Genomic DNA, 26,665 nt, shown 5'->3' on the forward strand with positions numbered 1-26,665 from the left:
GTGAATCCACTATGAGCATTTCCTCTCAACACGCTCCGCCACTGCGATCCATCGAGGCGGCGAATTTCGAAGCCTTGCTGGAAACCATCGGCGCACAACTCGGCGCCACGGCGCACCTTTATGACGAAAGCGGCGCCTTCCCCCAGGACAATTTCAAGCTGCTGCAGGAGCACGGCCTGGTCGCGCTGACCGTGCCCAAAGCCCTCGGCGGTGGTGGCGCGAATCTGGCCCAGGCGCGCAAGGCGATCAGCGCAATCGCCAAGGGTGAACCCTCGACGGCGTTGATCCTGGTGATGCAGTACATCCAGCACGCGCGCCTGCAAGACAGTAAAACCTGGCCCGAAGCATTGCGCCTGCAAGTGGCGCAAGACGCCGTCCAGCAAGGCGCGTTGATCAACGCCCTGCGGGTCGAGCCCGACCTCGGCACCCCGGCTCGCGGTGGTTTGCCAGCGACCGTTGCCCGGCGCACCTCCGCCGGTTGGCGCATCAGTGGCCGAAAAATCTACTCCACCGGCAGTCATGGCCTGACATGGTTCAGCGTCTGGGCACGCAGCACCGATGAAGATCCACTGGTCGGTGCCTGGCTGGTGCACAAGGACACACCCGGCATCAGCATCATCGAGGATTGGGACCATCTGGGCATGCGCGCGACGTGCAGCCACGAAGTGGTGTTCGACAATGTGCTGGTGCCGCTGGATCATGCCGTCAGCGTCAGCCCCTGGAGCGCGCCGCAACCCGAACTCGATGGCGACGGCTTCCTGTGGATGTCGGTGTTGCTCTCGTCGGTTTACGACGGCGTCGCCCAAGCCGCTCGCGACTGGTTGGTGGGTTGGCTGGAACAACGCAAGCCATCCAACCTCGGCGCGTCGCTCTCCACCCTTCCGCGCTTTCAGGAAACCGTCGGGCACATCGACACGCTGTTGTTCGCCAACCGCAGCCTGCTGGATTGCGCCGCCGAAGGACGCACGCCGGCCATTAACGCCGCGCAACTGAAGTACCTGGTGACCGGCAACGCCATCCGCGCCGTCGAGTTGGCCATCGAGGCGTCTGGCAACCCCGGCCTGTCCCGCACAAATCCGCTGCAACGGCATTACCGCGATGTGCTGTGCAGCCGTGTTCACACGCCGCAGAACGATGCCGTGCTGCAAGGCGTCGGCAAAGCGGTCTTCGCCCAGCGCCAGCAAAAGGAACGCCCATGAGCCAGCTCATTATCGCCAGCCAACTGGATGAAGACTTCAACGATGTGATTCGTCAGCGCCTCGCACACACGCATCCTGACGCCCGATTAATCGATGTGCCAAGCGGCGTACCCAGCGACCTGCCGACTGAAGTCAGTATTTTGCTGGCGCGGCCGATCAATGTGCGCGGCTATCTGGCGCCGGACACACCGCCGCCGGGTTGGCCCTACGGTTTGAAGTGGATTCAGGTGGTGTCTTCCGGCATCGACTTCTACCCCCAATGGCTGTTCAACGGCCCGCCGGTGAGCACTTCCCGGGGCAGCGCCGCCGAGAACATCGCCGAGTTCGCCCTGGCCGCGATCTTCGCTGCCGCCAAGCGTCTGCCGGACATTTGGGTGCATGACTCGCAATGGAATTTCACCGCACTGACGCCGCTCAAGGGCACCACGTTGGGGATTCTCGGCTTCGGTGCGATTGGCCGCAGCCTGGCGAGCAAGGCCCACGCCTTGGGCATCAATGTGCTGGCGTTGCGTCAGAGTCAGACGCCGTTCGAGGTGGAAGGCGTCGAAGCCGCGCGCGATATCCATGACCTGTTTGCCCGTTCCGACCATCTGGTGCTGGCCGCGCCGTTGACCGGCGCGACCCGGCATATCGTCAACAGCGCGGTGCTCGCCAGCGCCAAACCCGGCCTGCATCTGATCAATATCGCCCGCGGCGGTCTGCTGGATCACGGGGCGTTGCTTGAAGCACTGGACAGCGCAACGATCGGCCTGGCTTCGCTGGACGTCACCGATCCCGAGCCACTGCCCGAAGGACATCCGTTCTACACCCATCCACGGGTGCGCTTGTCACCCCATACCTCGGCGATTTCCACCAACAGTGGCCATGAGATAGCTGACAGTTTCCTGGCCAACCTTGAGCGTTATCTCAACGGTTTGGCGTTGCAGAATCAGGCGAACGTACAACGCGGGTATTGAACCCCGACACCCGTCACTCAAACGCAATCCAATGTGGGAGCGGGCTTGCTCGCGAAGAGGGAGTGTCAGGCGACATCAATGTTGCCTGATCCACCGCCTTCGCGAGCAAGCCCGCTCCCACATTGGTTCTGCGCATCCGGAAGAAAATAACATCAGCTTTGCGCATTTATAGAAGATTTTTAATGTCTATTTTTTATAATTAACTTATAACCAATCGGACTTTTACAGCGCCGTATTATACAAATACTGTTACAACCATCACCGACCCCTGACCAGGTGGAGGCCCTCGGAACTGCACGTTTTTCCGGCCGACACCACTCCACGGTCAACTGCCACACCCACAACCTGAAAACGGCTCAAGCCCCCCGCCGCCATGGCTTTCGAAACATGGCCCCGGCAACGCTTTGCCCAAAAAAACATAACGACGCCAACGCTGCGCTTACACACTTGGGGTTCACCATGCACAACACCTTCACTGCAAACCGTTTGACGCTGGCCGTGTCGCTGGCGATGTTCGGGTTGTCGGCCCACGCCGAAGAAAACACCATGGATGGTGCCCTCCCCGTTGTCACAGTCACCGCCGAACACCACAGCGAAGACCTGCAAAAAACCCCGCTGGCGATTTCCGCGTTCGACGAAAAAGCCCTGGAAGACAAGCAGATCAAAAGCATCCGCGACCTCTCCGGGCAAGTGCCGAACCTGACCCTCAGCCGCCAGTCGATCTCCTACAGCGCCCAGACCTACGGGATTCGTGGCATCGGCGAAACCGACCCGATCCAGGAATCCGCCGTCGCGGTGTACGCCGATGACCTGTACATCCCACGGGCGATTTCCTCGATGCTCGACTTCAACGACGTCGAGCGCGTCGAAGTGTTGCGCGGCCCGCAAGGCACGCTGTATGGACGCAACAGCAGCGCCGGCGCGATCCGCGTGATCACCCGCGATCCGAACCAGGAAACCCGGGGTTTCTTCGAGCTCGGCGCCGGCAATTACAACGCCCGGAACGGCCGATTGCTGATCAGTGGCCCGCTGGTGGACAACGCGCTGTTCGGCAGTTTTTCGGCGATTCGCCTGACCCGTGACGGCACCGTCTCCAACCCGACCCGTGGCGAGGATGTGAACAACGTCGACATCCAGTCCTACCGCGGCAAGTTGCGCTTCAACCCGATCGATTCGCCGTGGGATGTGCAACTGACCCTGGCCGGCACCTTCGACCGTGGCGACACCACCAGCTATACACCGTTTGATGCCGACGGCCACTTCGACAAATTCAAGAGCTACAGCAGCCTCGATCCGAAGAACCGACTCGACCAAGGCAGCTCGGTACTGCGCGCAATCTACGCCATCGACGACCACTTGAACTTCAAATCGGTGACCGCTTATTCGGCGTTCAACCAGCCGGTGGACTATGACAACTCGGGCCAGGCGGCACTGATCCAGCAAAACCTGATCACCTACAAGCAGGACTACGCTACCCAGGAATTCCAGCTCAACGGCGACTACGACAAATTCAGCTTCAGCACCGGCCTGTACCTGTACCGCGAAAAATTCGAAGCCGACCGCGACAACCTCACCTATTCCGTGGCGCGCAATCGGGTGATTGGCCAGGGTCAATACAGCACGACCAACACTGAAAGCTACGCGTTGTACGGCCAGGGCAGTTACAAGATCACCCCGCAGTTGTCGCTGATCGCCGGGCTGCGCTTCACCCGCGAACACAAGAACTTCGACTACACCAACTACGCGATCAACACCAACCGGCAGATCACCGGGACCAACTTCAGCGCCAATTCGAGCAAATCGTGGCAGTCCACCAGCCCCAAACTCGGCTTCGAATACGCCTGGACGCCGCACCTCAATCAGTACGCCTACGTCGCCAAAGGCTTCAAGGCCGGCGGCTACGACAACCGTGCGCCGACCCAGGCTGCCGCCGAACAGGCGTTTTCGCCCGAGGACGTGACGACCTGGGAAACCGGCTTCAAGGGTGACTTCTTCGACCAGCGACTGCGGGCCAACGTCGCGCTGTTCTACAACGACTACAAAGACCTGCAAACCAACGCCTACGACCCGGCGCTGGGTGTCAGCTTACGGACCAACGTCGGCCAGGCACACACCTATGGCGTAGAACTGGAAACCCTGACTGCGCTGACCCGCGATCTGCAACTGACCGCCAACGTCGGCTACCTGGAAAGCCAGTACGACGACTTCGAAAATGCCAGCGGTGCCGGTGTCGATGCCAACGGCAAGCAGTTGGTGTTCTCGCCGCGCTGGAACGCCAGCGTCGGTCTCAACTACACCATCCCGGCCGGATTGCCCGGCACCTGGCTGGCGGGCACCGATGCGCAGTTCCAGACCAAGTCCTACGCCAACGCACTCAACGACGACGTCCAGGAAATCCCCCAGCAGACCTTCTGGAACGCCAACACCCGTTACCTCTCCGGCGACGGTCACTGGACCACCACGCTGGCCGTGAAAAACCTGCTCGATCGCGCCTACCCGCAATCGGTCGGCTACGTGCCCTCCAGCGGTGCCCGCTTCTACTCCATCAACGACCCGCGAACCCTCTTGTTGTCCGTGCGCTACGACCTCTGATCCCTGACGCGCCCCTACACCGGATTCCTTACCGCTGAACGCAAGGAGCACCACGATGGCTGTTACCCGTAGAGAACTGATTTCCCGCATTGCCGCCGTCGGTGGCTATTCCGCCGCTGTCAGCGCCCTCGGTGCATTGGGGCTCACGCCTCAGGCCGTGGCGGCAACATTCAATCCGCTGCAACTGGGCAGCAGTGGCAAAGGCAAGCACGTGGTGGTGGTCGGTGCCGGTATATCCGGGCTGGTCAGCGCCTACGAGCTGCGCAAGGCTGGCTTCACCGTGACCATTCTCGAAGCGCGCGAGCGAGTGGGTGGACGCAACTGGACGCTGCGACGCGGCACCAAGGTCGATTTCGACGATGGCATCAGCCAGACCGTCGACTTCGATGACGGGCAGTTTTTCAACGCCGGTCCCGCGCGGATTCCCAGCCATCACCAGACGATTCTCGGCTACTGCCGCGAACTGGGTGTCGAGCTGCAAGTGCTGGTCAACAGCAGCCGCAATGCGCTGGCCTTGCCCGATCCGAGCAAACCGGCATTCCAGTTACGCCAGGCGGTCAACGACACCCGCGGCCAACTGTCTGAACTGCTGGCGCGCACCGTCAGCCGCAAGGCCCTGGACCAGGACTTGAGCGTCGATGATCGCAAGGCGCTGCTCAATTTCCTCAAGGTCTATGGCGATCTCAACGCCGACTTCAAATACAAGGGCTCGGTGCGCTCGGGATACACCCGCATTCCAGGTGCCGGCGATCAAACCGGCATCACCCGTGCACCGCTGGAGCTACAGACCCTGCTCAATCCCAAGCTCTGGGGCGCGTTGGTGTTCGATGAAATCCCGGAGTTTTCCTCGACCATGTTCCAACCGGTTGGCGGTATGGACCGAATTCCCTACGCGTTCTACGACAAGCTCAAGGATACGGTGCGTTTCAACGCCGAGGTCAGCGACATTCAGACCTCCGAAAACGGCAGCCGCATCACCTACCGGGACCGCAAGACCGGCACCACCCAGACGCTGAGCGCCGATTACGCCATCGTCACGGTCCCCCTGCCGTTACTGGCCAAGTTGCCGAGTAACTTCAGTGCGCCCTTCAAGCAAGCGATTCTCAGCGCGCAAAGCGATCAGGCCAACAAAGTCGCCTGGCAGTCGCCGCGTTTCTGGGAAACCGACTTCAACATCTACGGCGGATTGTCGTACCTGGACCATGAAGTCAAAGGTTTGTGGTACCCCAGCGACCGGTTGAACAGCGCCCAGGGGATTCTGGTCGCGGCCTACAACACCAGTGAGTCGGCCCAGGCTTTCAGCAAGAAATCCCTCGCCGAACAGTTCGCCTCCTCGCGGCAAGCGGTCGAACTGCTGCACCCCGGCCACAGCACCAAGCTGCAAAAACCGGTGGCCATCAACTGGGCCAAGGTGCCCTTCAGCAAAGGCCCGTGGATCGTCAACGACGAGGTCGGCGAGAGCGCTTACCAGATCCTCAACGAGCCTCAGGGCCGCACGTACCTGGCCAGCGACGCCCTCGCCCATGGCGGCGTCGGCATCTGGCAGAACAGCGCCGCCGACTCGGCTCGACGCATCGTTTCCCTGATCGGCCGCCATGCCGAACGCCAGCAACCGGGCGTTGCCGCCTGACTTTTTTCAATAAAGGACTGACCGATGAAAACCATGACTTTGCTCACAGGACTCCTCATGACCGCCACCGCCCTCAGCAGCCACGCCGACGAGATCAAACGCATCGCCCTGCCCAACTCCAGTTTCCCGATTTCGCTGGCGGTGTCGGTGCCGGCACAGACCGACCTGCTGTTTGTCAGCGGCCTGCTCGCCGACCTGCACGACCCGAAAGCACCGAAGGATTCCTTCGCTGCCTATGGCGACACCGCGACGCAGACCACCTCGATTCTCAACAAGCTCAAAGGCGTACTGCAAAGCCAAGGCCTGGACCTGGGTGATGTGGTGCAACTTCGGGTGTTTCTGGTGGGCGATCCGGCCAAGGGCGGCAAGCTCGATTTCGCCGGACTGCAGGAAGGCTATACGCCGTTCTTCGGCAGCGCCGCGCAACCGAACAAACCGGCACGCACCGCCGTGCAGGTAGTCGCCCTGCCGCTACCGGGCGGGTTGGTCGAAATCGAAGCCGTCGCCGCTCGCAAGAAGTGACACGGACCTTAGCCGACATTCAGGAGCTTCACTCTCATGCTCAACTGCCAAACACGCGCCGCGCCTGCCTACCGCCCGTTATTGCTGCCGCTGTCGATTGCCTGTGGCCTGGCCTCGTTCAACATCGAGGCCGCCGAAAGCAGCTCACCGACTCTCGACACGGTAGTCGTCACGGGTAACCGTGGCACCGTCCAACGCACCGTTACCACCAGCCCGACTCCGATCGACGTGGTGACCGGCGAACAATTGCGTTCGGTGGGCAAACCGAGCCTGTTGGAGGCGCTGAGCAAGTTCATCCCATCCTTCAACCTGCCCGACCGCGCCGGTTGGGATGCCAGCGGCGTAGTGCGCTCGGCCACCCTGCGGGGGCTGACAGCGTCCCATGTGTTGGTGCTGGTCAACGGCAAGCGCCGGCATACCAGCGCCACGTTGAACATCAATGGCATCAACAGCGGCGCGGCACCCAGCGACCTCGACCTGATCCCGGTGGCGTCCATCGATCACATCGAGGTGCTGCGCGATGGCGCGGCGGCACAGTACGGCTCGGATGCCATTTCCGGGGTGATCAACATCATCCTCAAGCAGACCACCGGTGGCAGTTCCGACACCACCCTCGGCCAGGGCTATGACGGCAAACGCGGGACCGCGCAGGAGGCGCTCAATTATGGTTTTCAGGTCGGCGAAGCCGGTGTACTCAATGTCTCGCTCGACACCCGCTATCAGGAACGCGACAACAAGGCCGGCAGCAACGGCTACAGTGCGCATTACTATCCGCAGGCCGACGGTTCGCCCGACCCGCGTGAGGCCGATGCCAGCCACCACACTTACAAGGGTTACGGGCTGCCCCGCAGCCAACTGGCCGATGTCGCCTACAACCTCGACCTGCCGTTGAACGATGCCGTCACGCTCTACTCGTTCTCGACCCTGGCCACACGGGAGAACAACGACGGCCAGAACTTCCGCCTGCCCAGCGGCCGCAACACCATCACCACCGGCCCCAATGGCTATCCCGACGGTTACAGTCCTTACTGGCTGATCAATGAAACCGACTTCCAGTCCGCCTTCGGCGCCAAGGGCGAGGATTTCGGCGGCTGGGCCTGGGACCTGAGCAGCACCTACGGGCGTAACTACGCCAAGCAACGCACCTACAACAACCAGAACCCGTCGCTGGGCGAAAACACCCCGAACAAATTCACCTCCGGCATTTACATCGCGGACCAGCTGACCAGTAATCTGGATCTTAAAAACAGCTACGAAATCGGCCTGGCCAAGCCGCTGGATGTCGCCTTCGGCTTCGAGCACCGACGTGAAAGCTACGAGACCCGCGCCGGCTCCGAAGCCTCGTATATCGATGGCGGCTACGTGTTCCCCGCCGGCCATCCGCGCGCCGGGCAGCGTCCCGATCCGGGCGCCCAGGTCACCAACGGCATTACGCCTGAAGACGCACAGAAAGTCAGCCGCAACAGCGTCGCCAGCTACATCGACCTGGGCTTCTACCCCGTCGAGCAGTGGTACCTCGGCGTCGCCGCACGGTACGAGCATTACAACGAAGGCGTCGGTGGCACCCGCAGCGGCAAACTCAGCACCCGCTACGAATTCAACCCGGTGTTTTCGGTGCGCGGCACCATCAGTAATGGTTTTCGCGCGCCGTCGCTGGCCAATCAGATTTTCACCGCGCGCTCGACCGGGTTCGACACCATCAATGGTGTCTACCAGTCTTACAACTACGTGATTCTGCCGGTGGATTCAGCCGGCGCCCAAGCCCTTGGGGCCGAGTCGTTGAAACCCGAACGCTCGACCAACTTCAGTCTCGGTTTCGCCCTGACTCCCAGTGAAGACCTGAGCCTGACCGTGGACGGCTACGTCATCAACCTGCGCGACCGTCTGGTGCTCAGCGAACGTTTCCAGGGCCCGGGCGTCGCCGCCCTGCTCGACAGCATTGGTGTGCCGGCCACCGCTGGCGCGCAGTACTTCACCAACGGCGCCAATACCCGGACGTCCGGGGTCGATGTGGTCGGCAATTACCGGCAGAACCTGAACCAGTTCGGCTCGGTGAGATGGACTGCGGCACTGAACTACAACCACACGAAAATCCTCAGCGTCAACGACACACCGTCACAACTGACCGCCCTGGGCGACTTCCAGCTGCTCGGACGCCAATCGCGTGCACTGATTACCAAAACCTCCCCCAGCAGCAAGATGATCTTCTCCGCCGACTGGGCGATCAGCGACTTCGACGTCAACCTGCGGCTGACCCGTTATGGCACCTACACCGAGGTCAACAGCTCGAGCGATCCAAGCCTGGATCGCGAGTATTCGGCCAAATGGATCACCGACCTGGACGTGGCCTATGCGCTCAACAAACAACTGACCGTCGCCGTCGGCGCGCAGAACCTGTTCGACAAGTACCCGGACCATATCGGTGTAAGCAACTCTTCGTTCGGCGATAACTGGGGCAGTTTTTCACCCTTCGGCTTCACCGGCGGTTACTACTACACCCGCGTGCAATACGCGTTCTGATGTCTGCAAAGTCGCCTAAGCTAATACTCAAAAAATATTTATAAATCGGTTTTTAGAACAATAGGATTCATAGGTGGTTACCCCTCCCTTACTAATTGTCGAGCATGCCATGTCGAAACTCATCAAGAACCCCGGGGCGATATTCCGTCGTCCTGTCCTGGCCGGCCTGGTCGTTGCGCTGGCCTTGTCGTCCCTGACACTCCCGGCACAGGCCCGGGAAACGCTGCGCATCGGTTACCAGAAGTCATCGACCCTGATCACTCTGCTGAAATCCCAAGGCAAGCTGGACAAAGCACTCGCCCAGGCGAATATCGACGTGAGCTGGCATGAGTTCCCCAGTGGCTTGCCACTGCTGGAGGCGTTGAATGTCGGCAATATTGATGTCAGCGCCGACGTGGCGGATACCGTGCCGGTATTTGCTCAGGCTGCACAGGCCAGGCTGACTTACTTTGCGCAAGAGGCACCCTCGCCTTCAGCCCAGGCAATCGTCGTGCGCAAGGATTCGCCGTTGCAGCAACTGGCAGATTTAAAAGGCAAAAAAGTCGCGGTAACCAAGGCGGCCGGAGCCCACTATTTACTGATCGCTGCCCTGAATAAGGCGGGTCTGAAGTTTTCTGACATACAACCTGCGTACCTGTCACCCGCCGATGGCCGGGCGGCTTTCGAAAATCAGAAGGTCGACGCCTGGGTCACATGGGAACCCTTCCTCAGCGGCGTGCAGCGTCAACTACCGACGCGCACCCTGGCCGACGGCAGTGGCTTGGCCAGCTACAAGCGTTATTACCTGACCAGCACGAGCTACGCCAAGGCGCACCCTGAAGTCCTCAAGCTGGTTTACGAGCAGCTGCATGAAGCCGGTAATTGGGTTAAAAACCATCCCCGTGATGCGGCTCAAGTCCTGGGGCCGTTGTGGGGCAACCTCGATGTGGAAACAGTCGAAGCAGCCAACGCCCATCGCAGTTACCAGATACAACCGGTGAAAGCCGATCAGTTGGGCGAACAGCAGAAAATTGCCGATGCCTTTTTTGCCGCGGGCTTACTGCCCAAGGCGGTAGATGCCCACGATGTAGAGATCTGGAAACCCGTTAGCCAATAGTACGGCCGAGCGCTTCCGAGAAGGTCCGGGCCAGAGCCCGGCCCTGATCAGGATTTCAGCATGACTTCAACAATCCCCTCCCCCGACCATCAATGACTGAGCATCTCCAACGGGCAACTACGGGTGATCGATTCGACTCGCTCGGCACTCACCTCAAACTCCTTGAACCATTGCCTGCTCATCTCCAACCATGGACGGACGTCTGGCTGGCTGGTCTGACCCAGGTCCGAACTGTAGATCACACGGGGAACGTCGCGCAGCACTTTAGAAAAGTCTTCCTTGCTCTGATAGCCGAGCAGGTAGGTCAGCGCGGTCTGCTCGATGTACAGCGCAGGTAGGCTGCCCAGGTCCAGAAGGTCTTGCGCGTTCAGGCCAGTCAGTGGATTTGCTGGCTGATTGAGCATCAGGCGTGGCACTTGCAGCCGATCGGCCGCTTCCACCAGGCGCAGAACTTCTTCGCGGTTGGCGTGCCCGGTGGAGATCACCACCGGGTAGTCACGGCTCATGCGCAGCAGGTCCAGCGTGGCGAGGTTCAGCTGACCGCTGCTATCGCTGACGGTCAGCGGCTTGATCGGTCGCTCAGTCAGGATCGAGTGACTGAGCGACCGGGCCAGGCGACTGGTATGCGAACGGCCGGTCACGGTGGGCAGGTGCACGACAAAACGCAGGTCGACGGCACCGTGCTGGCACAGTGAACGTTCGACCACCCGCCAATCAAGACCGCCGGCGATTTCATTGAGCACGATTGAACCGGACACCGGCAATCCTTGTTCGCGGGCCTCCCAGGCTTGGGCGGCGGTGCAACCGAGGTGATTTTTGAGCACCACCCAACCGTCCAGTGCCTGGTAATGGTGCCCGGCCTGCAGCGCGCCATGGCGACGTAAATAAGCATCAGGGCCGGCGTGGTAATGAACATCAATAAAGCGTGCGCGGGAGGCCGGGGCGGCGGTCGAAGCACTCATGCATGAGCCTCCAGATCGATTCCCAGGTGGGCTCGCACACCGGCGCGCACTCGCGCGAGATCATCGAGCAGCGGTCGCATCCCGGCTCCGGGAATGCTGATGGCCAGATGTTGCGCGGAGGTATTGAAGCTGACATTGGTGGCCCTGACCAATTGCGAGTCCGCGCCGAAGATGCTCAACAGGCGCCCCGGCCAGGCCGCCACTTGAGACTCCACGTTGAGCTCGCTCAACAAACGAAAACCTTGATCCAGACGTCGCCCGGCCTGTTCGTCGGCGCTCGCCGGCGCATCGGGCCGGCCCACCGGTGGCTTCACATGAGCCGGTAGCACCCATTGATCGAGCAGCATCAGCGCGGTGTCGACATCACCGGCGCTGGCCAGCTCGGCCATCGTCCCCAGTCGCCGATCCAGGACTTTGTCGGCCTTGGTCGGTGAAGAAATCAGCAGCGCCCGCGCCACTTGCTGGCCCACTGTGGTGGCGAGCAACCCCTGCACCACTGCCCCGCCCAGCGCCGAACCGGCGATCAGGGCAATGGGCCCAAGCGGCTCGAGCACCGCGGCCCAGCGTTGGGTGAAGCTGACAAAATCCTCGTGGTCTTCGGCCAGTAGCGAGAGCGTGTCAAAGATGATGACCCGATAGCCTTTATCGACCAGCGACTGGGTCAATGGGGCGAAAAACTGTCCCTGGTCCCAGGCGGGCATGACCGGCGACATCACCACGACCAGTTCCGGGCCCAGACCAAACTGCACATGTACGGGGGTTTTGCTGTTCATATCGATTCCTTTCCAGAAGAACACGCGCAGATCGCGTCAATCAAACAGTGTGCGGGCGCCACGCAGCGCCTGTTCCGCGCCACGCAAGGTCTGCTCGACGATTGTGGCGGCGGGCAAGACATCGTTGACCAGGTCGGCGACTTCACCCGCCCAGATCGCGCGGACTTGCGTGTTGTCTTCGCGCAGCGCCTGGGCGTAGTCCTCACCGACACTGGCCGGAGCCTTCACCAGTTCGTGCTCGAAACCCAGCCAGCGAGCAGTGAAATCATTGGCCAGCGCACGACCGCTGTACTGCTCCGGCCACTCGATACCCCGCACCAGGTCAAACGCGCGAGTGCGCACGGTATCGCCAGCGGTGGCCCGAACCAGACGTTGCTTGAGTTTGTTGGACGGCAGCGCCTCTTCACTGGCCAGAAATCGCGTGCCCATCATCACTCCATCGGCGCCCAGCAACAGGGCAGCGGCCAGACCCCGGCCATCGGCAATACCGCCGGCGGCGATCAGTACCACCTCGTCGCCCACCGCATCGCGCACGGCCGGGATCAATGGCAACGATGCCCGCCGCAGGCTGTGCCCGCCGGCTTCGGCGCCTTGCACGATCAGCGCATCGGCACCGGCCTCCAGAGCTGCCAGCGCCTGATCGACGTCGTGCACCTGAACGATGGCCAGCGCCCCGCTCTGCTTGATCGGAGCGATAAAAGGCCGGGCATCGCCAAACGACAAGGCAACCACGCTGGGCCGATAAGACAGGGCCAGCTCCAGCAGTTCGAAGCGCTTGGCCACGGTGAACATCACCAACCCAACGCCCCAAGGTTGCTTGACGTCCTTCATCAGCTCCAGCTCGGTTTTCATCCAGTCCGGATCGCCATAGCTGGCGCCCACCAGACCAAGCCCGCCGGCCCGTGAAACCGCAGCGGCCAATCGTCCGCCGGAAGCACCGCCCATGGGCGCCAGGACCACCGGGTTGGTGGTTTTAAGCAGTCGAGTCAGCGCAGAGTCAAAATTGCTCACGGTTTATCTCCTTGATGTACCGATAAAAGAATTCGCCGAGCGGCAAGCCCGCGACATGCACGGGCCTGCACCTCGCTTAAACGTGCGCCGCGGCCACCGGGGCGTAGGCTGCCGGGATGTAGTCGTTGACCTTGTACAAGTGGAACTCCCAGGTACCGGTCTCTTTCAATCGGTTGTAGCGACTCAGGAACTGCTCGTCGGAAAACAGCGAATCGAACTCTTCTTTGCTGCTCCATTGCGCCTGGTTGATCACCGTCTTGCCGTCGATACTTTTGAACAGGCGGCTCCACTGGAACGACGGATAAGCCTGCGCCACATAGCTCACTGCCGAGCGCAGTACATCGAGGGCGGCGTCTTGCTGGCCTTCGAAGACATGCACGACGTTGACCAGGAAAATCGCGTCGCTCTCATCAGGGGTCGGTGCTTCGAATTCAGTCAGGTTGTTCATGGTTGCCTCCTGGCAAACGTAGGTTGAAAAGATGTCGTGGCTCAGTGAATCAGCGCGCAAGACTGTGCCGGTTTACCGTCCTGCCAGAGCAGCGGTGAAATGCGTTCAGTGACCAGCGAACGCTCGACCCGACCGACAATCACCTCGTGGGTGGCGTAGGTCAGTCGGGCATCCACGCTGCAAAACAGCGTGGCCTGGGCGTCAGGCAGATACGGCAAGTCGTCGAACGCCGCCCAGTCACCATGTTCGAAACGCGCATGCCCCTTAAGCTGGCCGGCAAATACGCCGACCAGTTGGCTTTGCGCCGCATCGAGCAGGTTCACGCTGAACCGTTGATTGGTCAGCAACGGCTCACACAGACTGGCCGAGCGGTTGATGCAGATCAGCAGCGAAGGCGGATCGGTACACAATGAGCTGACCGCCGTGGCGACCATGCCGCTGCGTGCGTCGCCAACGCCGGTGGCGATGATCGAAACCGTGCTGGTCAGGCGCCGCATGGCCCGCTTGAAGTCCTCGGCCGGCTCCGTGCTCAACGGCTCGACGGCCAGCGCCAAAGCGCTTCGGGCGCTCATGCCACCGCTCCAATGATCCGCCGGGCGCTGTTGTGGGGCTGGCGCAGACCGGCGTCTTCCATGCGTGGCAAGACGTCTTCGAGAAACTCGTCGAGGCCACTTTTGTAGTCGAGCCAGGTCAGGCAGATACCGTCGATGCCCAGGTCGCTGTAACGCTGGAATTGTTCGGCGATCATTTCAGCGGTACCTACCAATGGCACCCCGGCGAAACCGGCCTTGAAGTGGAAGCGGAAGCGTTCGGCGTCTTCGGTGCTGGCGAACATCCCGCTCTGAATGCCGATCTCCGAGGTGACGTTATCCAGTGCGACTTCATCGCCATGCTGATTGACGTAGTAGTCGAGGTACTTCTCGGCTTCCTCCAGCGTGTCTTTCTGCACGACATAGGAGTAGACCCAGATCTGGATCTCGCGGCCATACTCCAGGCGTGCCAGGTCGCGGTAGGCCTTGATCTGTGCGCGAATGGTGTCGTCGTCATCTTCGTGCTTGAGGATCAGGAACGCCGCGTCGCAATGCTCGGCACAAAACCGGCGACCGCGCTCGGAACCACCGGCATTCATCAGGAACGGCTGGTTGAGTGGTTTGGGTTGGGCGAAACCTTGGGCAATGTTGAAGAAGTCGCCCTTGAAGTCGAAATTGGCCGGCTCGTTCCAGGCCAGCCGGGCGACTTTCAGCCACTCATCGGCATGGTCATAGCGCCGGTCATGCTCCAGCTGCACACCGCCATTGAACATGCCCATTTCTTTACCGTACCAGCCGCAGATCATGTTCAGACCGAAGCGGCCACCGCTGATATGGTCGATGGTCGCGGCCTGCTTGGCCGCGAACAACGGGTGCACGGTCGACAGGTGCGAGGTGGTAAACAGGGCGATCTGTTCGGTCACCGACGCCAGCCCCGCGGCCCAGGTGTAGGTTTCGAAAGACACGCCCATCGGGTCGCTCGCGCCACCCCAGCCGCGCCAACGCCCTACCGGCAGCAATAACTCAAGGCCGGCCTTGTCGGCTTTTTGGGCGATTTCCAGGTTGCCGCTCCAGTCGCTGGCGTTCAAGCGCTCCGGGACGGTGGTCAGGGTGCAACCTCCTTCGATATTGAGCGCGAACACCCCAAGCTTGATTTTGTTGGTGCTGCTGCGCATCGGATTGGTTTTTACCAAATGGTTCGAAGTCATCTCTCTTCTCCTTAAGTGGGCGTCATGTGCCGTCTCGCACGACGCCTGTTCATCGCACGCAGATAGGCCGCTCAGGCGGCGCTCGGGCTCTTGGCCTCAGCCGCAAGCCACGGCTGGTCATAGCGGTGCAGGCGTCGCGCCTCGGCCAGCGACAGGCCTTGCGCCACCGACTCGATGATGTCGCGCTCGGTCTTTTCCACCGATTGGGCGCGCTTGATGACTTCCTCGGCCTTGTCGATGGGGATCACCAGGCAGCCGCTGGCATCGCCGACGATCAAATCCCCCGGGTTGACCGTCACCGCACCGATTTGCACCGGCACCTGGGTGGCCTTGAGTTGCACGCGGTTCTTTCCCGATTGCATAAACCGCCCACGGCTGAACAACGGGTAACCGAGTCGGGTCACGGTGTCGATGTCGCGGGCAGCACCGTCGATCACCGTGCCGCGGATGTTCCGGCTCAAGGCCACATGGGTGAGGATGTCGCCCCAAACGGTAGCGTCCAGGCGCCCGGCATTGCTGGACACCACCACGGAGTCCGGGGGGACGTCGTCAATGTAGTTGGCGGCGTTCTTGAACCCGTCGCTCTGGTTGACCGGCTCGTAGAGCACGGTGAAGGCAAAGCCTGAGCAACGGGTACCCGGGACTTGTTGGACGATACCTTGCAACCCGGCATCAATACCGAGACTATCGAGGGCATCACTGAGTGACGCCGTATCCAGAGCAGCGCATTGCTCCAGCAGGGAGGCGCGTTGTTGCACCGAGAGTGAAAGGTGGCTCATGCATGACTCCTTGCGGGCAAAGCCCGGCCGTTGTCGGTTTGCGGGTTGAGTGGACGAAGGTTGAGCACGCTTCTTTCGATGATGGCCGCGGCGCATTGCCGGGTGGTTGCGTGACCACCGCTGTCGTAGGTCTGGCAGTCGTGCTTGACCACTTGCGCCACCGCCTGCTCGATGGCCAGGGCCTGGGCGTGGTAGCCCAGGTGTTCGAGCAGCAATGCCAGAGACAGAAACATCGCGCTGGGGTTGGCCTTGTTCTGGCCGACATGCGCCGGGGCGCTGCCGTGTACCGGTTCGAAGTAGGCCCCGGCATCACCGATGTTCGCGCTGGGCGCGAAACCGAGGCCACCCATGACCCCGGCACCGAGATCGGAAAGGATGTCGCCGAACATGTTCTCCGCGACGATCACGCCAAAGCGCTCCGGACGACGGATCATCCACAGGGCGACGGCGTCCACGTTGTCGATGTTGTAGGCGATGTCCGGGTAGTCCGTGGCAACGCTTTCGAGGATGCCCTTGGCAAACGCGCCGCTGTAACGCAATACATTGGGCTTGTCCGCCAGGGTCACACGCGGGTAGCCGTGCTTGCGGGCGTAGTCGAAGGCGTAGCGAAACAGTCGGGTCAAACCGGCCCGGGTCTGCAATCGCACCGTCATCGTCGCATCCTCGGGCGAGTCGCGGTGCCAGGGCGCCCCGGCCAGTTCCCGCGCCTTGAGCACCGGTTCGAACTCGGCGGGTATCGCGGCAAAGTCCAGCCCCGCGTAGAGCCCTTCGGTGTTTTCCCGGATTACCGTGAAGCGAAACCGGCCTTCACCCAGGACATCGGTGACTGGCCGCACATTGGCGTACAGACTCAGACGCTGACGCAGCTGAATCACCGGCGAGACGTAAACCCGCGAGGTGTTGCGCAAGTGCTCCGGCAGCTCGGCCTCGGCTTCCTGCAAAGCCTTGCTGGTGATGGCGCCGAGCAACGTGGCATCGGCTGCGGCGATTTTTTCCCAGGTCTCGGCCGGTACCGGGTCACCGCCGGTTCGCCAGCACTCCCAACCGATCTGGCCGAAATCCAGATCGATGGGCAACGCCAGCGCCTCGAAGATCGGCAGGATAGCCTCGACCACTTCCACGCCGACGCCATCGCCGGGCAGCACACAGACTCGATGACGCGACGGCTGCCCCGGCAACGCCGATGAATGAAGTACCGTCATCACATTTTTCCTTCAGCGGAAAGACGAGCAGGGAAACTGGCTCGGGAAATCACCGTCGGCCGTGCAGCGTGCCGCGCAAACAGGTCCTGCTCGTGCATCGCTCTGAGCGCCTGGAAGATCGAGTTGATCTGCAACCGGGACATAGTGTCCTCCAGCCGTTGCGACACATCGAACGGCAGGTTGTAAGCGCCCAGCATCACATCCATGAGCGGGGCTGGCAGACTGCTCAGTGGCACGCTTTCAGCGGTGTACTCGGACAATTGCAGGGCCTTGACCAAGTCATAGCCATTGGCACTGCCGATGCGTTCCAGATAGGCGATGAACATGCCCAGGTGCAAGTTGCCCGCCCCTTTGCCCATGCCGCAAATCGAGGTATCGATGTATTCCGCACCGGCATCGACCGCCGCGATGGAGTTGGAAAGTGCCAGGGAAAGATTGTTGTGCGCATGAAAGCCCAATGGCGCATGCACTCTTCTGGAGATCCGGCTGATCAGCAGTTCGACATCATCGGGAATCATGTTGCCGTTGGAGTCGGCAAAATAAATGATATCGGCCCCGGCCCCTTCCGCACGCAATGCAATGTCGGTAACAGCACCCGGTGTTTGTGTGGTGATATGGGTAATGTTGGCACTGGCCAGGAAGTTGAACGACTTGGCCAACTTGATGGTGTCCAGCCCCTGTTCAAGTTGGTCGGCACGCAGGCATACCCGAATCATTCCGACGCCATGTTCGGCCAGCATTTCAAAGTCTTCGCTGGCTACATTACGCGGGTGAACCATGACACACAGCCCTAATTGGCCGTGTGCGGCGCGGCGTAATGAATCCAGATATTCAGGGTTGACCGAACTGCTCAGGCCATGTTCTTTTTTGCGAATGAAAGAGCCATTGCAATAGCCCACTTCGGCGTGAACTACACCTACATCAGTCAAGTGCCCGATTGCATTAGCGGCATAGTCGGCAGTGAATTCAAAATTATTACGATAACCACCATCACGGAGCGTTACATCAATAATTTTTACTTTGCTCATGATCCAATTCCTTCTGTGGGTTCTCTTAAAACTCTGGACACGCACGCAAGTACGCTCCGGTTTTATCCAGTAGTAACGAGGCCGTAATGCAGGATTATTCCTGAACAGGTTTTTACGAGGCATGAGTCGAGGGCCGCGAAGGCCGAAAACAGAAAGTCAAACATGGTTTTTTCAGCGTCAGATGCTCCAGCTGCCATCGAACACGTTCAATGGGCAAATGGAATCATGGCTGTTTTTTTATTATGCAATGTCCGCAATCGGAGAGGCGTGTGCCGTGTCCGGTGGGAGGACTATTGAAAACCCTGGCAAAGGTTTTCAATCGTCGAAGGAAGCGTGTTTCTTATTCTTGGACTGATACTGGAAGCTGCCCGCTTGTTTGTAAACTCCCCGTATTCACCCCAGGGGGTTAAAAAATTCACCTTGTGTTAATTCAATAGTGAACTACACCCCCCCCTCTCAAAAAGATGTCTCAGAAATAATGCTCAGTCGGAAAACAACTAACCAGGAAGTCCATTAGCGAACGAATAGGGGCTTCCTTGCGTAAATCTTCATGCACCACCAGCCAGATATCGATCATCAGGTCCGAATTATGGAACTGGGCCTTTTCCAGCACCGGGTCTTTAAGACCATAAAAATTGGGCAACAATGCGATACCGACACCGGCACGGGCCGCCGAGGCCTGGACTTCAAGGCTTCTGGCGCGCAACACCACGGGACGCTCCGCAGCCACCTCGCGCAGCCATACCTGTTGTCGGGAGTGTTCCATGCTGTCGTCATAGACGATGTACTCGTACTGATCGCTGGTGTGCTCTGCCAGGTACTGCGCGCTGCCGTACAGCCCAAACGACACGGTGCCGATCTTGCGCGCCACCAGGTCCATCTGGGTCGGGCGGCACAAACGAATCATCAGGTCCGGTTCGGGGCTGCACAGGGTGCCGATATCGTCCTGCATCAGCAGGCTCACATTGATCGAGGGGTGTTCACGACGCAAGCGCCCCAGGTGTGGGGCAATGAACTCGGAGGTCAGCAGGGGTGGCGCACTGACCGAGAGGTCGGCGACCATTTCCGTTTGCACCGAAAGCGCCACCTTGGAAATCGCCTTGGCATCTTTCTGCATTCGCCCGGCGATTTCGGCGATGCGGTGACCAAACGGCGTCATTTCATAGTTGCGTTTGCGTCGGTCAACGAGTTTGAGGTTCAGTGATGACTCCAGCGCCGCGATCCGCCGCGCGACGGTGGCATGTTCCACGCCCAGCTCCCTCGCCGCGCTGCTAAGCGACTGCGTGCGGGCGAAGGTAACGTAATGGCGCAGATTCTCCCAGTCGAACATGCTGATGTCGCGCGATTCCAGGCCCACGGGCCAGTTGCAGGAAGCATTGTGCAAAGGTAACGAATTCATGTGGCCTCGATCGATTCTCGATGGAATGACAATCCAGGGTGTCGACCCAAAGGCTTCCTTCCTGGATATCCTTGTTTGGGCGATGGCGGCCACGCACTGACGAAAATACACCCCCATCCGTGCGGGCTGCGATGCATCGTTCAACTCAGTCTGCGGCGATCTGCGCTCCTCCCTTGCGCGGCTCGGCACTGAAAAACAGAACTTTGATCACGATGACAAATACGGCCAGCGCCGCAAATAGCAAACCACTGTACAGGGTGCCCTGCAAACCCATGCGCGCCAGGAACCACCCACCCGTCGTTGACCCGATCGTCACCCCCAGGTTGATGAACGAGATATAAATGCCGGTGGCGAATTCCGGCGCTTCCGGCGCTTCGGAGGTCAGCCATATCTGCGTGACGATCAGCCCGCTGGTATGAGTCGCGCCCCAGATCACCACAATAATCAACATTGTCATCAGGGACGGACCGGCGAACAGGTACAACAGCCCATAGGCACCGGCCAGCAGGATCGGGTGCAGGAGCGTTGTCCGGACCATGTTCTGCCCGATCAGCTTGCCGGCATACAGATTGCCCGCGACGCCGCCAATACCGAAGATCACCAACAGGATGCTGATCATCTGCGCACTCATGCCCGCTTCCTTGGCCAGGTACTCGGCCGAGTAGCTGTACACGGAAAACATCGCGGCGAAAATCAGCGTCGAGGCGGTGATGTTCAGCCAGAGTGGAAATTTACGCAAAATAGCCAACTGCTCTTTGTAGGAAATGCGGGTTTTGTCAGGCGCGTCCGGCAGCCGGGCAATGATCCCCAGGCCGGCAATGCAGTTGACCACCGCGCAGAACAGAAACGAGGCCTCATAGGAAAACTGCGCCGCGATCAGCGTCGTCAACGGCACCCCCAACACCATGCCCATACTGGTACCGACAAAGGCCTTGGCGGCTGCACGGGTTGATTCCTGGGGTGGGTACAGCGAAACGGCTGCGACAAAGGCCAGGGAAAAGTACACAGGGTGAAACAGCGCCGGGATGATGCGCAACACCATCAGCGACTCAAAGTTGGGCGCATAGGCCGACAACACACTGGTGCCGGCAAAAATGAACAACGCAATGGTGAGGATTTTTTTACGGTTGAAGCGTGACAGGAGCAGCACCATGATCGGGCCGAATACCGCAATGATCAGCGCGAACAACCCCACCAACAGGCCGGCCTGGGATGCACTGATCGAGAAGCGCTCGATAATCACCGGAAGAATCCCGACGACGCCGAACTCGATGGTGTAAACCCCAAACAGGCCCAGTGCGAGAAAGTAGATCGGATGGAGCATTTTCATGATTCGGACTCCAGCGTGACCACGACTTTGCCAAACTGCTCGCCCGCTTCCAGGTACTGATGGGCGGCAACGATCTGTTCAAAGTCGAAGGTTTTGGCAATGACCGGACGCAACGTCCCCTCCTCCAGACCGGCAATGACATACGCCTTGGCGGCCTCGAGCAATGCTGGCTGGGAGGTGATTTCGTGCAGCAGATAGCCGCGCAATGCCAGGCTCTTGCCCAGCACCTTGAACAGTGGGAACGGCGCGGGCTCGGAGCTCAGAGCGCCATACACGAGAACGATCCCGGCAGTGGCGGCAACGTCGACCAGATGTTCCAGAAACGGCCCGCCCACCGGATCGAAGATCACCCGGGCGCCCTTGCCTGCTGTAATCCGCTCAACCTGTTGATTGAAATCCGCCGACTCGCTGGCCACCACGTGCGCGGCTCCGGCAGACAACAACTGCTCGCGCTTGGCCAGGGTGCGGCTGACGGCGATCGGGATGGCGCCAACCTGATTGGCGATCTGAATCGCCGCCAGGCCGACACTGCTTGAGGCCGCCGTGATCAGAACGAATTCGCCGGGCTGCAATACCGCGACATGAATCAACGCGCCCCACGCCGTGATGTATTGCATCCACACCGCCGAGGCCTGAGCGAATGACAGGCTGGCAGGATGCTTGACCAGCATCGCCGCCGGCACCACGGCCAGTTCGGCATAAGTGCCCCACTGCGCGATCGAGGCCGGAGGAATCAGGCTGACGATGTCTCCGACGGCAAACTGCCCGGCGCGTGCGCCGACGGCCTCGACAATACCTGCCGCCTCGTAGCCCAGACGTGAAGGAAACTGTGCCTCTTCCAGATACTGACCGGAGCGGAACATGGATTCTGCCCGGTTCAGACCAATCGCCTTGACGGTGATCCGTACTTCATCAGGCCCTGGTTCAGGTACCTTGATGTCATCAATCCTGAGTACTTCCGGGCCACCATATTGGCTAAACCGCACGACGCGCGTCATTGACTGTCCCTTTATTTCGTTGATTGACGGTAACTGTAAAGTGAGTGCGAATACTGAAAAACAAGCCGCTGTTCCATTCTTAACGGACAGTTATGTCCGCAACCGACGGCGCAAAGTCGTCCGTCAGCGAGCGTGATCGCCGTGTCGCGAGCAGCCGCAGCGCGACATAGAACACCGGGGTGAACAACAGGCCGAACAGGGTTACCCCGAGCATGCCGAAGAACACCGCGACGCCCATGGCGTGACGCATTTCGGCACCAGCGCCGGTAGAGAGCACCAGGGGCACGACCCCCATGATGAAAGCGATCGAGGTCATCAGAATCGGGCGCAAACGCAACTGACTGGCTTCGATGGCGGCGCGCACGATGCTATGGCCCTGCTGCTCGAGCTCACGGGCGAACTCGACAATCAGAATCGCGTTCTTGCTGGCCAGCCCCACCAGCACCATCAGGCCGATCTGGGTAAAGATGTTGTTATCGCCCTGGGTCAGCCACACCCCGAGCAGCGCCGACATGATGCTCATGGGCACGATGAGCAAGATGACCACCGGCAGCAGCAAACTTTCATAGAGGGCGGCCAGCACCAGATACACCAGCAGCATGCAGATCAGCAGGATCCACAACGTGGAGTCGCCGGAAATGATTTGCTGGTAGGTCAACTCGGTCCATTCGAACTTGATGCCCTTGGGCAGCGTCTCGGCCGCGATTCGCTCCACCGCGGCCTGAGCTTGACCGGATGAATAACCCGGCGCGGGGCCGCCGTTCAGATCCGCAGCGGTGTAGCCGTTGTAGCGCACGACCATTTCCGGCCCATAGGTGGGGTGAACCTCCACCAGGCTGGCCAGCGGGACCATGTTGCCGTCGGCATTGCGGGTCTTCAGTTGCCCGATGTCATCGGCGTGGGCGCGGAACGGCGCATCGGCCTGCACCCGGACCTGATAGACCCGGCCCAGCAAGTTGAAATCGTTGACATACAACGAGCCCAGATAGATCTGCAACGTATCGAAGACGTCGGTCATGGCAACCTGCGACTGCTTGGCCTTGACCCGGTCAAGATCGACCTTCAATTGCGGCACATCGATCTGATAGCTGGAAAAGCTCGGCCCCAGTTCAGGCGCCAGCGCGGCTTGCTTGAGGAACGCGCGAACCGCTTCATCGAGTTTTTCAAACCCCAGCGCGCCACGGTCTTCGAACTGCAACTTGAATCCGCCCAAGGTGCCCAGCCCCAACACCGGAGGCGGCGGGAACACGCCGGTAAAAGCTTCCTTGATCGCGGAAAACTGCTGGTTCAACGCCGAGGCGATGGCTGCGGCACTCATGTCCGAACCCTGCCGGTTGGCGAACGGCTCGAGGATCACGAAGATGATGCCGGCGCTTGACGAGTTCATCAGGCCGTTGACCGACATGCCGGGAAATTCCAGGGTGTGGGCCACGCCAGGTTGCTTGAGGGCGATGTCGTTCATTCGCTGGATGACTTGCTCGGTACGCTCCAGTGAAGCGCCGTTGGGCAGTTGGGCCAGGCCGACCAGAAACTCTTTGTCCTGGGCTGGCACGAAACCACCGGGCAACGAATGACCAAGCCAGGCCGTGAGCCCGAGCAATACTGCGTAAAAACCCAGGGTCATGCCTTTGCGCTGAATCACCCGGCCCAGATTGCTGCCGTAGGATTGCTCGCCCCCCGCCGAGAGTCGATTGAAGCGGCTGAACAATGGCCCCAGGAGCCGATCGATAGCACGACTGAGGCGATCTCGCGGTGCGTCGTGGGACTTGAGCAACAGCGCGCACAGCGCCGGTGACAAGGTCAGGGAGTTGAACGCCGAAATGATGGTCGAGATAGCGATGGTCAACGCGAACTGCTGATAAAACTGTCCGGTCAGCCCGGGCATGAACGCCAGAGGTACAAACACACTCGCCAGCGTCAGGGTGATGGCGATGATCGGCTTGCTGACTTCCTCCATGGCCTTATAGGAGGCCTCTTTGGGGCTCAGCCCCCGGGCAATGTTGCGCTCGACGTTTTCCACCACCACGATCGCATCGTCGACGACGATACCGATGGCCAGAACCATGCCGAACAACGACAGGGCATTGATCGAAAAACCACACGCGAGCATCAGTGAGAGTGTGCCGATGATCGACACCGGCATCGCCAGCAGCGGAATGATCGAGGCCCGCCAGGTTTGCAGGAACAGGATGACCACCAGCACGACCAGCAGCGTGGATTCGAGCAGGGTCTGGATCACCGCCAAAATGCTCGAACGGACAAACTGGGTCGGGTCGAAAACAATCGTATAGTCGACCCCGGCCGGCATGTCTTGCTTGGCCTGGCGCATGATGTCGCGCGCCTGATCGGAAATCGCCAGGGCGTTGCCACCGGCCATCTGGAACACGCCGAAACCCACAGCGGGCTTACCGTCGACCAGTGAGCGCAAACCGTAATCCGACGCCGCCAGCTCGACACGGGCAACGTCGCGCAAAAAAGTCACCGCCCCGCCTGGCGAACTCTTGAGGATGATGTCGCCGAATTCCTTTTCCGTTTTCAACCGGCCCTGAGTGTTGACCGACAACTGTTGGGCCACATCTGTACGCATGGGTTGACCGCCGATGACACCGGCCGCGACCTGCACGTTTTGCTCGCGGATTGCCGCCACCACATCGTTGGCGCTCAATCCGCGCTGGGCCACTTTTTGCGGGTCAAGCCAGATGCGCATCGCATAGTCGCCGCCGCCCCAGATCCGGACTTCACCGACGCCCGGGATGCGTTCCAACTGGTTCTTGATGTTGAGAATGCCGTAGTTGCGCAGGTAGGTGGCGTTGTACTGGTCATCCGGCGAGATCAGGTGAATTGCCAGGGTCTGGGTCGACGATGACTTCATCGTTACCACCCCCAGCCGACGCACGTCTTCCGGCAGGCGTGGCAAGGCTTGCGAGACACGGTTCTGCACCAGTTGCTGCGCCTTGTCCGGATCGGTACCGACCTTGAACGTGACACTGAGCGTGAGGTTGCCGTCGCTGTTGGCCTGGGACTGCATGTACAGCATGTCCTCGACGCCGTTGATCTGCTCCTCGAGCGGCGCCGCCACAGTCTGCGCCACCACTGCCGGGTTGGCGCCGGGGTACTGGGCATTGACCACGATCAGCGGCGGGACCACGTCGGGGTATTCCGAGACAGGCAAGCGAAACAGCGAGATGATCCCGGCCAGCAAAATCAGAGTCGAAAGGGCTCCGGCAAAAATGGGTCGGTCAATGAAGAAGCGCGAAAAGTTCATTGCCCTTCCCTCGCATCGACGCGTTGGGCGAGCAGTGGTCTGACGGTGTCACCCGGCCGCGCCCGATGCAGGCCGTTGATCATGACTCGCTCGCCGGCTTGCAGGCCGGAATCGATGATTCGCAGGTCACCCACCAGGTTGCCGGGGCTGACGCGCCGGTATTCGACCTGATCATTGGCGGTGACCACCAACACAAACTTCTTGTCCTGGTCCGTACCGATTGCGCTGTCGTCGATCAGCACTGCCTGACGCGGCGGGCCGCCTCCGAGTTTGATTCTGGCCAGCATGCCGGGCCTGAGCAGGCCGTCGGTATTGTCGAAGCTGGCGCGCACCCGCAACGTAGCCGACTGCACGTCGAGCTGATTGTCCATCGACGCCAGTTTGCCCTCGCGGGAATAGTCCGTTTCATTGGACAGCCCGAGCATGACCGGCACTTCATTGCCCTTCGCACTGCCGTGATTGAGGTAGCGCAGGAACGTTTGCTCGTCGACGTCGAAAGCGGCATAGATCGGCGAAAGCGATACCAGGGTACTCAACGGCGCGGCATTTTCACCGGCGCTGACGATATTGCCCGCCGTCACCAGGGCACGGGACATGCGTCCGCTGACCGGCGCAGTGATGCGAGTGTGGGCCAGATCCAACCGGGAGCTGTCGAGTATCGCCTGGGCCTGCCGGACATTGGCTTGCGCTTCGCTGGCAGCGTTTTGTTTCTCGTCCAGATCGCGCATGGCGATGGCATTGGAGTTGATCAGCCGTTGTGCCCGCCCCAGATCGGTGGCGGTGTACAGGCTTCGTGACTTCGCCGCCGCCAGACTGGCCTGGGCCTGTTCGACCTGAGCGGTATACGGTCTGGCGTCGATTTCGAAGAGCAAGTCGCCTTCCTTGACGATCGCGCCGTCCTTGAAATGCACGGCAACGATCGTCCCGGACACCAGCGGCCGGATGACCACTTTTTCGACCGCCTCCAGGCGCCCGGAATAATTCTGCCAGTCGGTCACCGGCCTGGACAGCGCCATGGCCACATCGACTTCGGCGGCCGCTGGCGCCACGCTGGCCTTGGCGATAGTGGACGGCTCCCCGCGTAGCACGACCACCAGGGCGGCGACGATAGCGCAAGCAAGACTGGCACGGAGCATGAGCGCACTGCCCGAGCGTTTGGGTCGGTTCGAGTCCATAAAACAACTTCCCTGTTATTAAGCGACGTGGGGTGCAACGGT

General features: G+C 60.5%; 21 protein-coding genes. 7 read left to right on the top strand and 14 right to left on the bottom strand.

Annotation, left to right across the window (positions count from 1 at the left end; translation table 11 throughout):
- Nucleotides 1-11: 11 nt before the first annotated feature.
- From PMI30_RS25795 to PMI30_RS25765, 7 genes are all read left to right on the top strand, one after another.
- The gene (locus PMI30_RS25795; RefSeq protein ID WP_008006133.1) at nucleotides 12-1,199 is read left to right on the top strand and encodes an acyl-CoA dehydrogenase family protein; all 1,188 of its coding nucleotides are present in this window, start codon (nucleotides 12-14) and stop codon (nucleotides 1,197-1,199) included.
- Entirely contained in the window at nucleotides 1,196-2,155 is a 960-nt protein-coding gene (locus tag PMI30_RS25790) for a D-isomer specific 2-hydroxyacid dehydrogenase family protein (RefSeq protein ID WP_008006135.1), read from the top strand. The genes PMI30_RS25795 and PMI30_RS25790 overlap by 4 nt, the downstream gene beginning before the upstream one ends.
- 459 nt (nucleotides 2,156-2,614) lie before the next feature.
- Nucleotides 2,615-4,747 (top strand): TonB-dependent receptor, encoded by a 2,133-nt coding sequence (locus PMI30_RS25785; protein WP_032834822.1) that lies wholly within the window; start codon nucleotides 2,615-2,617, stop codon nucleotides 4,745-4,747.
- 55 nt (nucleotides 4,748-4,802) lie between these two features.
- Nucleotides 4,803-6,377 (top strand): flavin monoamine oxidase family protein, encoded by a 1,575-nt coding sequence (locus tag PMI30_RS25780; RefSeq protein ID WP_008006140.1) that lies wholly within the window; start codon nucleotides 4,803-4,805, stop codon nucleotides 6,375-6,377.
- 24 nt (nucleotides 6,378-6,401) lie between these two features.
- Entirely contained in the window at nucleotides 6,402-6,899 is a 498-nt protein-coding gene (locus PMI30_RS25775; protein WP_008006142.1) for a RidA family protein, read from the top strand.
- Nucleotides 6,900-6,935: 36 nt separating this feature from the next.
- On the top strand, nucleotides 6,936-9,419 hold the full coding sequence (locus tag PMI30_RS25770; protein ID WP_008006144.1) for a TonB-dependent receptor plug domain-containing protein: 2,484 nt from the start codon (nucleotides 6,936-6,938) through the stop codon (nucleotides 9,417-9,419).
- A 109-nt stretch (nucleotides 9,420-9,528) separates the two neighbouring features.
- Nucleotides 9,529-10,515 carry an aliphatic sulfonate ABC transporter substrate-binding protein gene (locus PMI30_RS25765; protein ID WP_008006146.1) on the top strand — a complete coding sequence of 329 codons (987 nt, stop codon included), beginning with the start codon at nucleotides 9,529-9,531 and terminating at the stop codon, nucleotides 10,513-10,515.
- 89 nt (nucleotides 10,516-10,604) lie between these two features.
- Here the strand turns inward: PMI30_RS25765 and PMI30_RS25760 are convergent, their stop codons facing one another.
- From PMI30_RS25760 to PMI30_RS25695, 14 genes are all read right to left on the bottom strand, one after another.
- The gene (locus tag PMI30_RS25760; RefSeq protein WP_008006148.1) at nucleotides 10,605-11,477 is read right to left on the bottom strand and encodes a DUF6282 family protein; all 873 of its coding nucleotides are present in this window, start codon (nucleotides 11,475-11,477) and stop codon (nucleotides 10,605-10,607) included.
- The gene (locus PMI30_RS25755) at nucleotides 11,474-12,250 is read right to left on the bottom strand and encodes a hypothetical protein (protein ID WP_008006149.1); all 777 of its coding nucleotides are present in this window, start codon (nucleotides 12,248-12,250) and stop codon (nucleotides 11,474-11,476) included. The genes PMI30_RS25760 and PMI30_RS25755 overlap by 4 nt, the downstream gene beginning before the upstream one ends.
- A 36-nt stretch (nucleotides 12,251-12,286) precedes the next feature.
- Entirely contained in the window at nucleotides 12,287-13,261 is a 975-nt protein-coding gene (locus PMI30_RS25750) for an NAD(P)H-dependent flavin oxidoreductase (protein WP_008006152.1), read from the bottom strand.
- 76 nt (nucleotides 13,262-13,337) lie between these two features.
- Nucleotides 13,338-13,709: an antibiotic biosynthesis monooxygenase gene (locus PMI30_RS25745; protein ID WP_007896242.1), complete on the bottom strand. Its 372-nt coding sequence runs from the start codon at nucleotides 13,707-13,709 to the stop codon at nucleotides 13,338-13,340.
- Nucleotides 13,710-13,750: 41 nt separating this feature from the next.
- The gene (locus PMI30_RS25740) at nucleotides 13,751-14,281 is read right to left on the bottom strand and encodes a flavin reductase family protein (RefSeq protein WP_008006154.1); all 531 of its coding nucleotides are present in this window, start codon (nucleotides 14,279-14,281) and stop codon (nucleotides 13,751-13,753) included.
- Nucleotides 14,278-15,447: an LLM class flavin-dependent oxidoreductase gene (locus PMI30_RS25735; protein ID WP_008006156.1), complete on the bottom strand. Its 1,170-nt coding sequence runs from the start codon at nucleotides 15,445-15,447 to the stop codon at nucleotides 14,278-14,280. The genes PMI30_RS25740 and PMI30_RS25735 overlap by 4 nt, the downstream gene beginning before the upstream one ends.
- A gap of 71 nt (nucleotides 15,448-15,518) precedes the next feature.
- Nucleotides 15,519-16,226: an RraA family protein gene (locus PMI30_RS25730; RefSeq protein WP_007896246.1), complete on the bottom strand. Its 708-nt coding sequence runs from the start codon at nucleotides 16,224-16,226 to the stop codon at nucleotides 15,519-15,521.
- Nucleotides 16,223-17,428: an isocitrate/isopropylmalate dehydrogenase family protein gene (locus tag PMI30_RS25725; RefSeq protein ID WP_008006159.1), complete on the bottom strand. Its 1,206-nt coding sequence runs from the start codon at nucleotides 17,426-17,428 to the stop codon at nucleotides 16,223-16,225. The genes PMI30_RS25730 and PMI30_RS25725 overlap by 4 nt, the downstream gene beginning before the upstream one ends.
- Entirely contained in the window at nucleotides 17,428-18,456 is a 1,029-nt protein-coding gene (locus PMI30_RS25720; protein ID WP_008006160.1) for a nucleoid-structuring protein H-NS, read from the bottom strand. Before PMI30_RS25720 ends, PMI30_RS25725 begins: the two co-directional genes overlap by 1 nt.
- 469 nt (nucleotides 18,457-18,925) lie before the next feature.
- Nucleotides 18,926-19,855 (bottom strand): LysR family transcriptional regulator, encoded by a 930-nt coding sequence (locus tag PMI30_RS25715; RefSeq protein WP_008006162.1) that lies wholly within the window; start codon nucleotides 19,853-19,855, stop codon nucleotides 18,926-18,928.
- 145 nt (nucleotides 19,856-20,000) lie between these two features.
- Nucleotides 20,001-21,185 carry an MFS transporter gene (locus tag PMI30_RS25710; protein ID WP_008006164.1) on the bottom strand — a complete coding sequence of 395 codons (1,185 nt, stop codon included), beginning with the start codon at nucleotides 21,183-21,185 and terminating at the stop codon, nucleotides 20,001-20,003.
- Entirely contained in the window at nucleotides 21,182-22,183 is a 1,002-nt protein-coding gene (locus PMI30_RS25705) for a zinc-dependent alcohol dehydrogenase family protein (RefSeq protein WP_008006166.1), read from the bottom strand. Before PMI30_RS25705 ends, PMI30_RS25710 begins: the two co-directional genes overlap by 4 nt.
- Before the next feature lie 79 nt (nucleotides 22,184-22,262).
- Entirely contained in the window at nucleotides 22,263-25,448 is a 3,186-nt protein-coding gene (locus PMI30_RS25700; RefSeq protein WP_008006168.1) for an efflux RND transporter permease subunit, read from the bottom strand.
- Nucleotides 25,445-26,623: an efflux RND transporter periplasmic adaptor subunit gene (locus PMI30_RS25695; protein ID WP_008006170.1), complete on the bottom strand. Its 1,179-nt coding sequence runs from the start codon at nucleotides 26,621-26,623 to the stop codon at nucleotides 25,445-25,447. The genes PMI30_RS25700 and PMI30_RS25695 overlap by 4 nt, the downstream gene beginning before the upstream one ends.
- Nucleotides 26,624-26,665: the final 42 nt, after the last annotated feature.

The organism is Pseudomonas sp. GM50 (assembly GCF_000282375.1).
In the GTDB taxonomy this organism is placed as follows: domain Bacteria; phylum Pseudomonadota; class Gammaproteobacteria; order Pseudomonadales; family Pseudomonadaceae; genus Aquipseudomonas.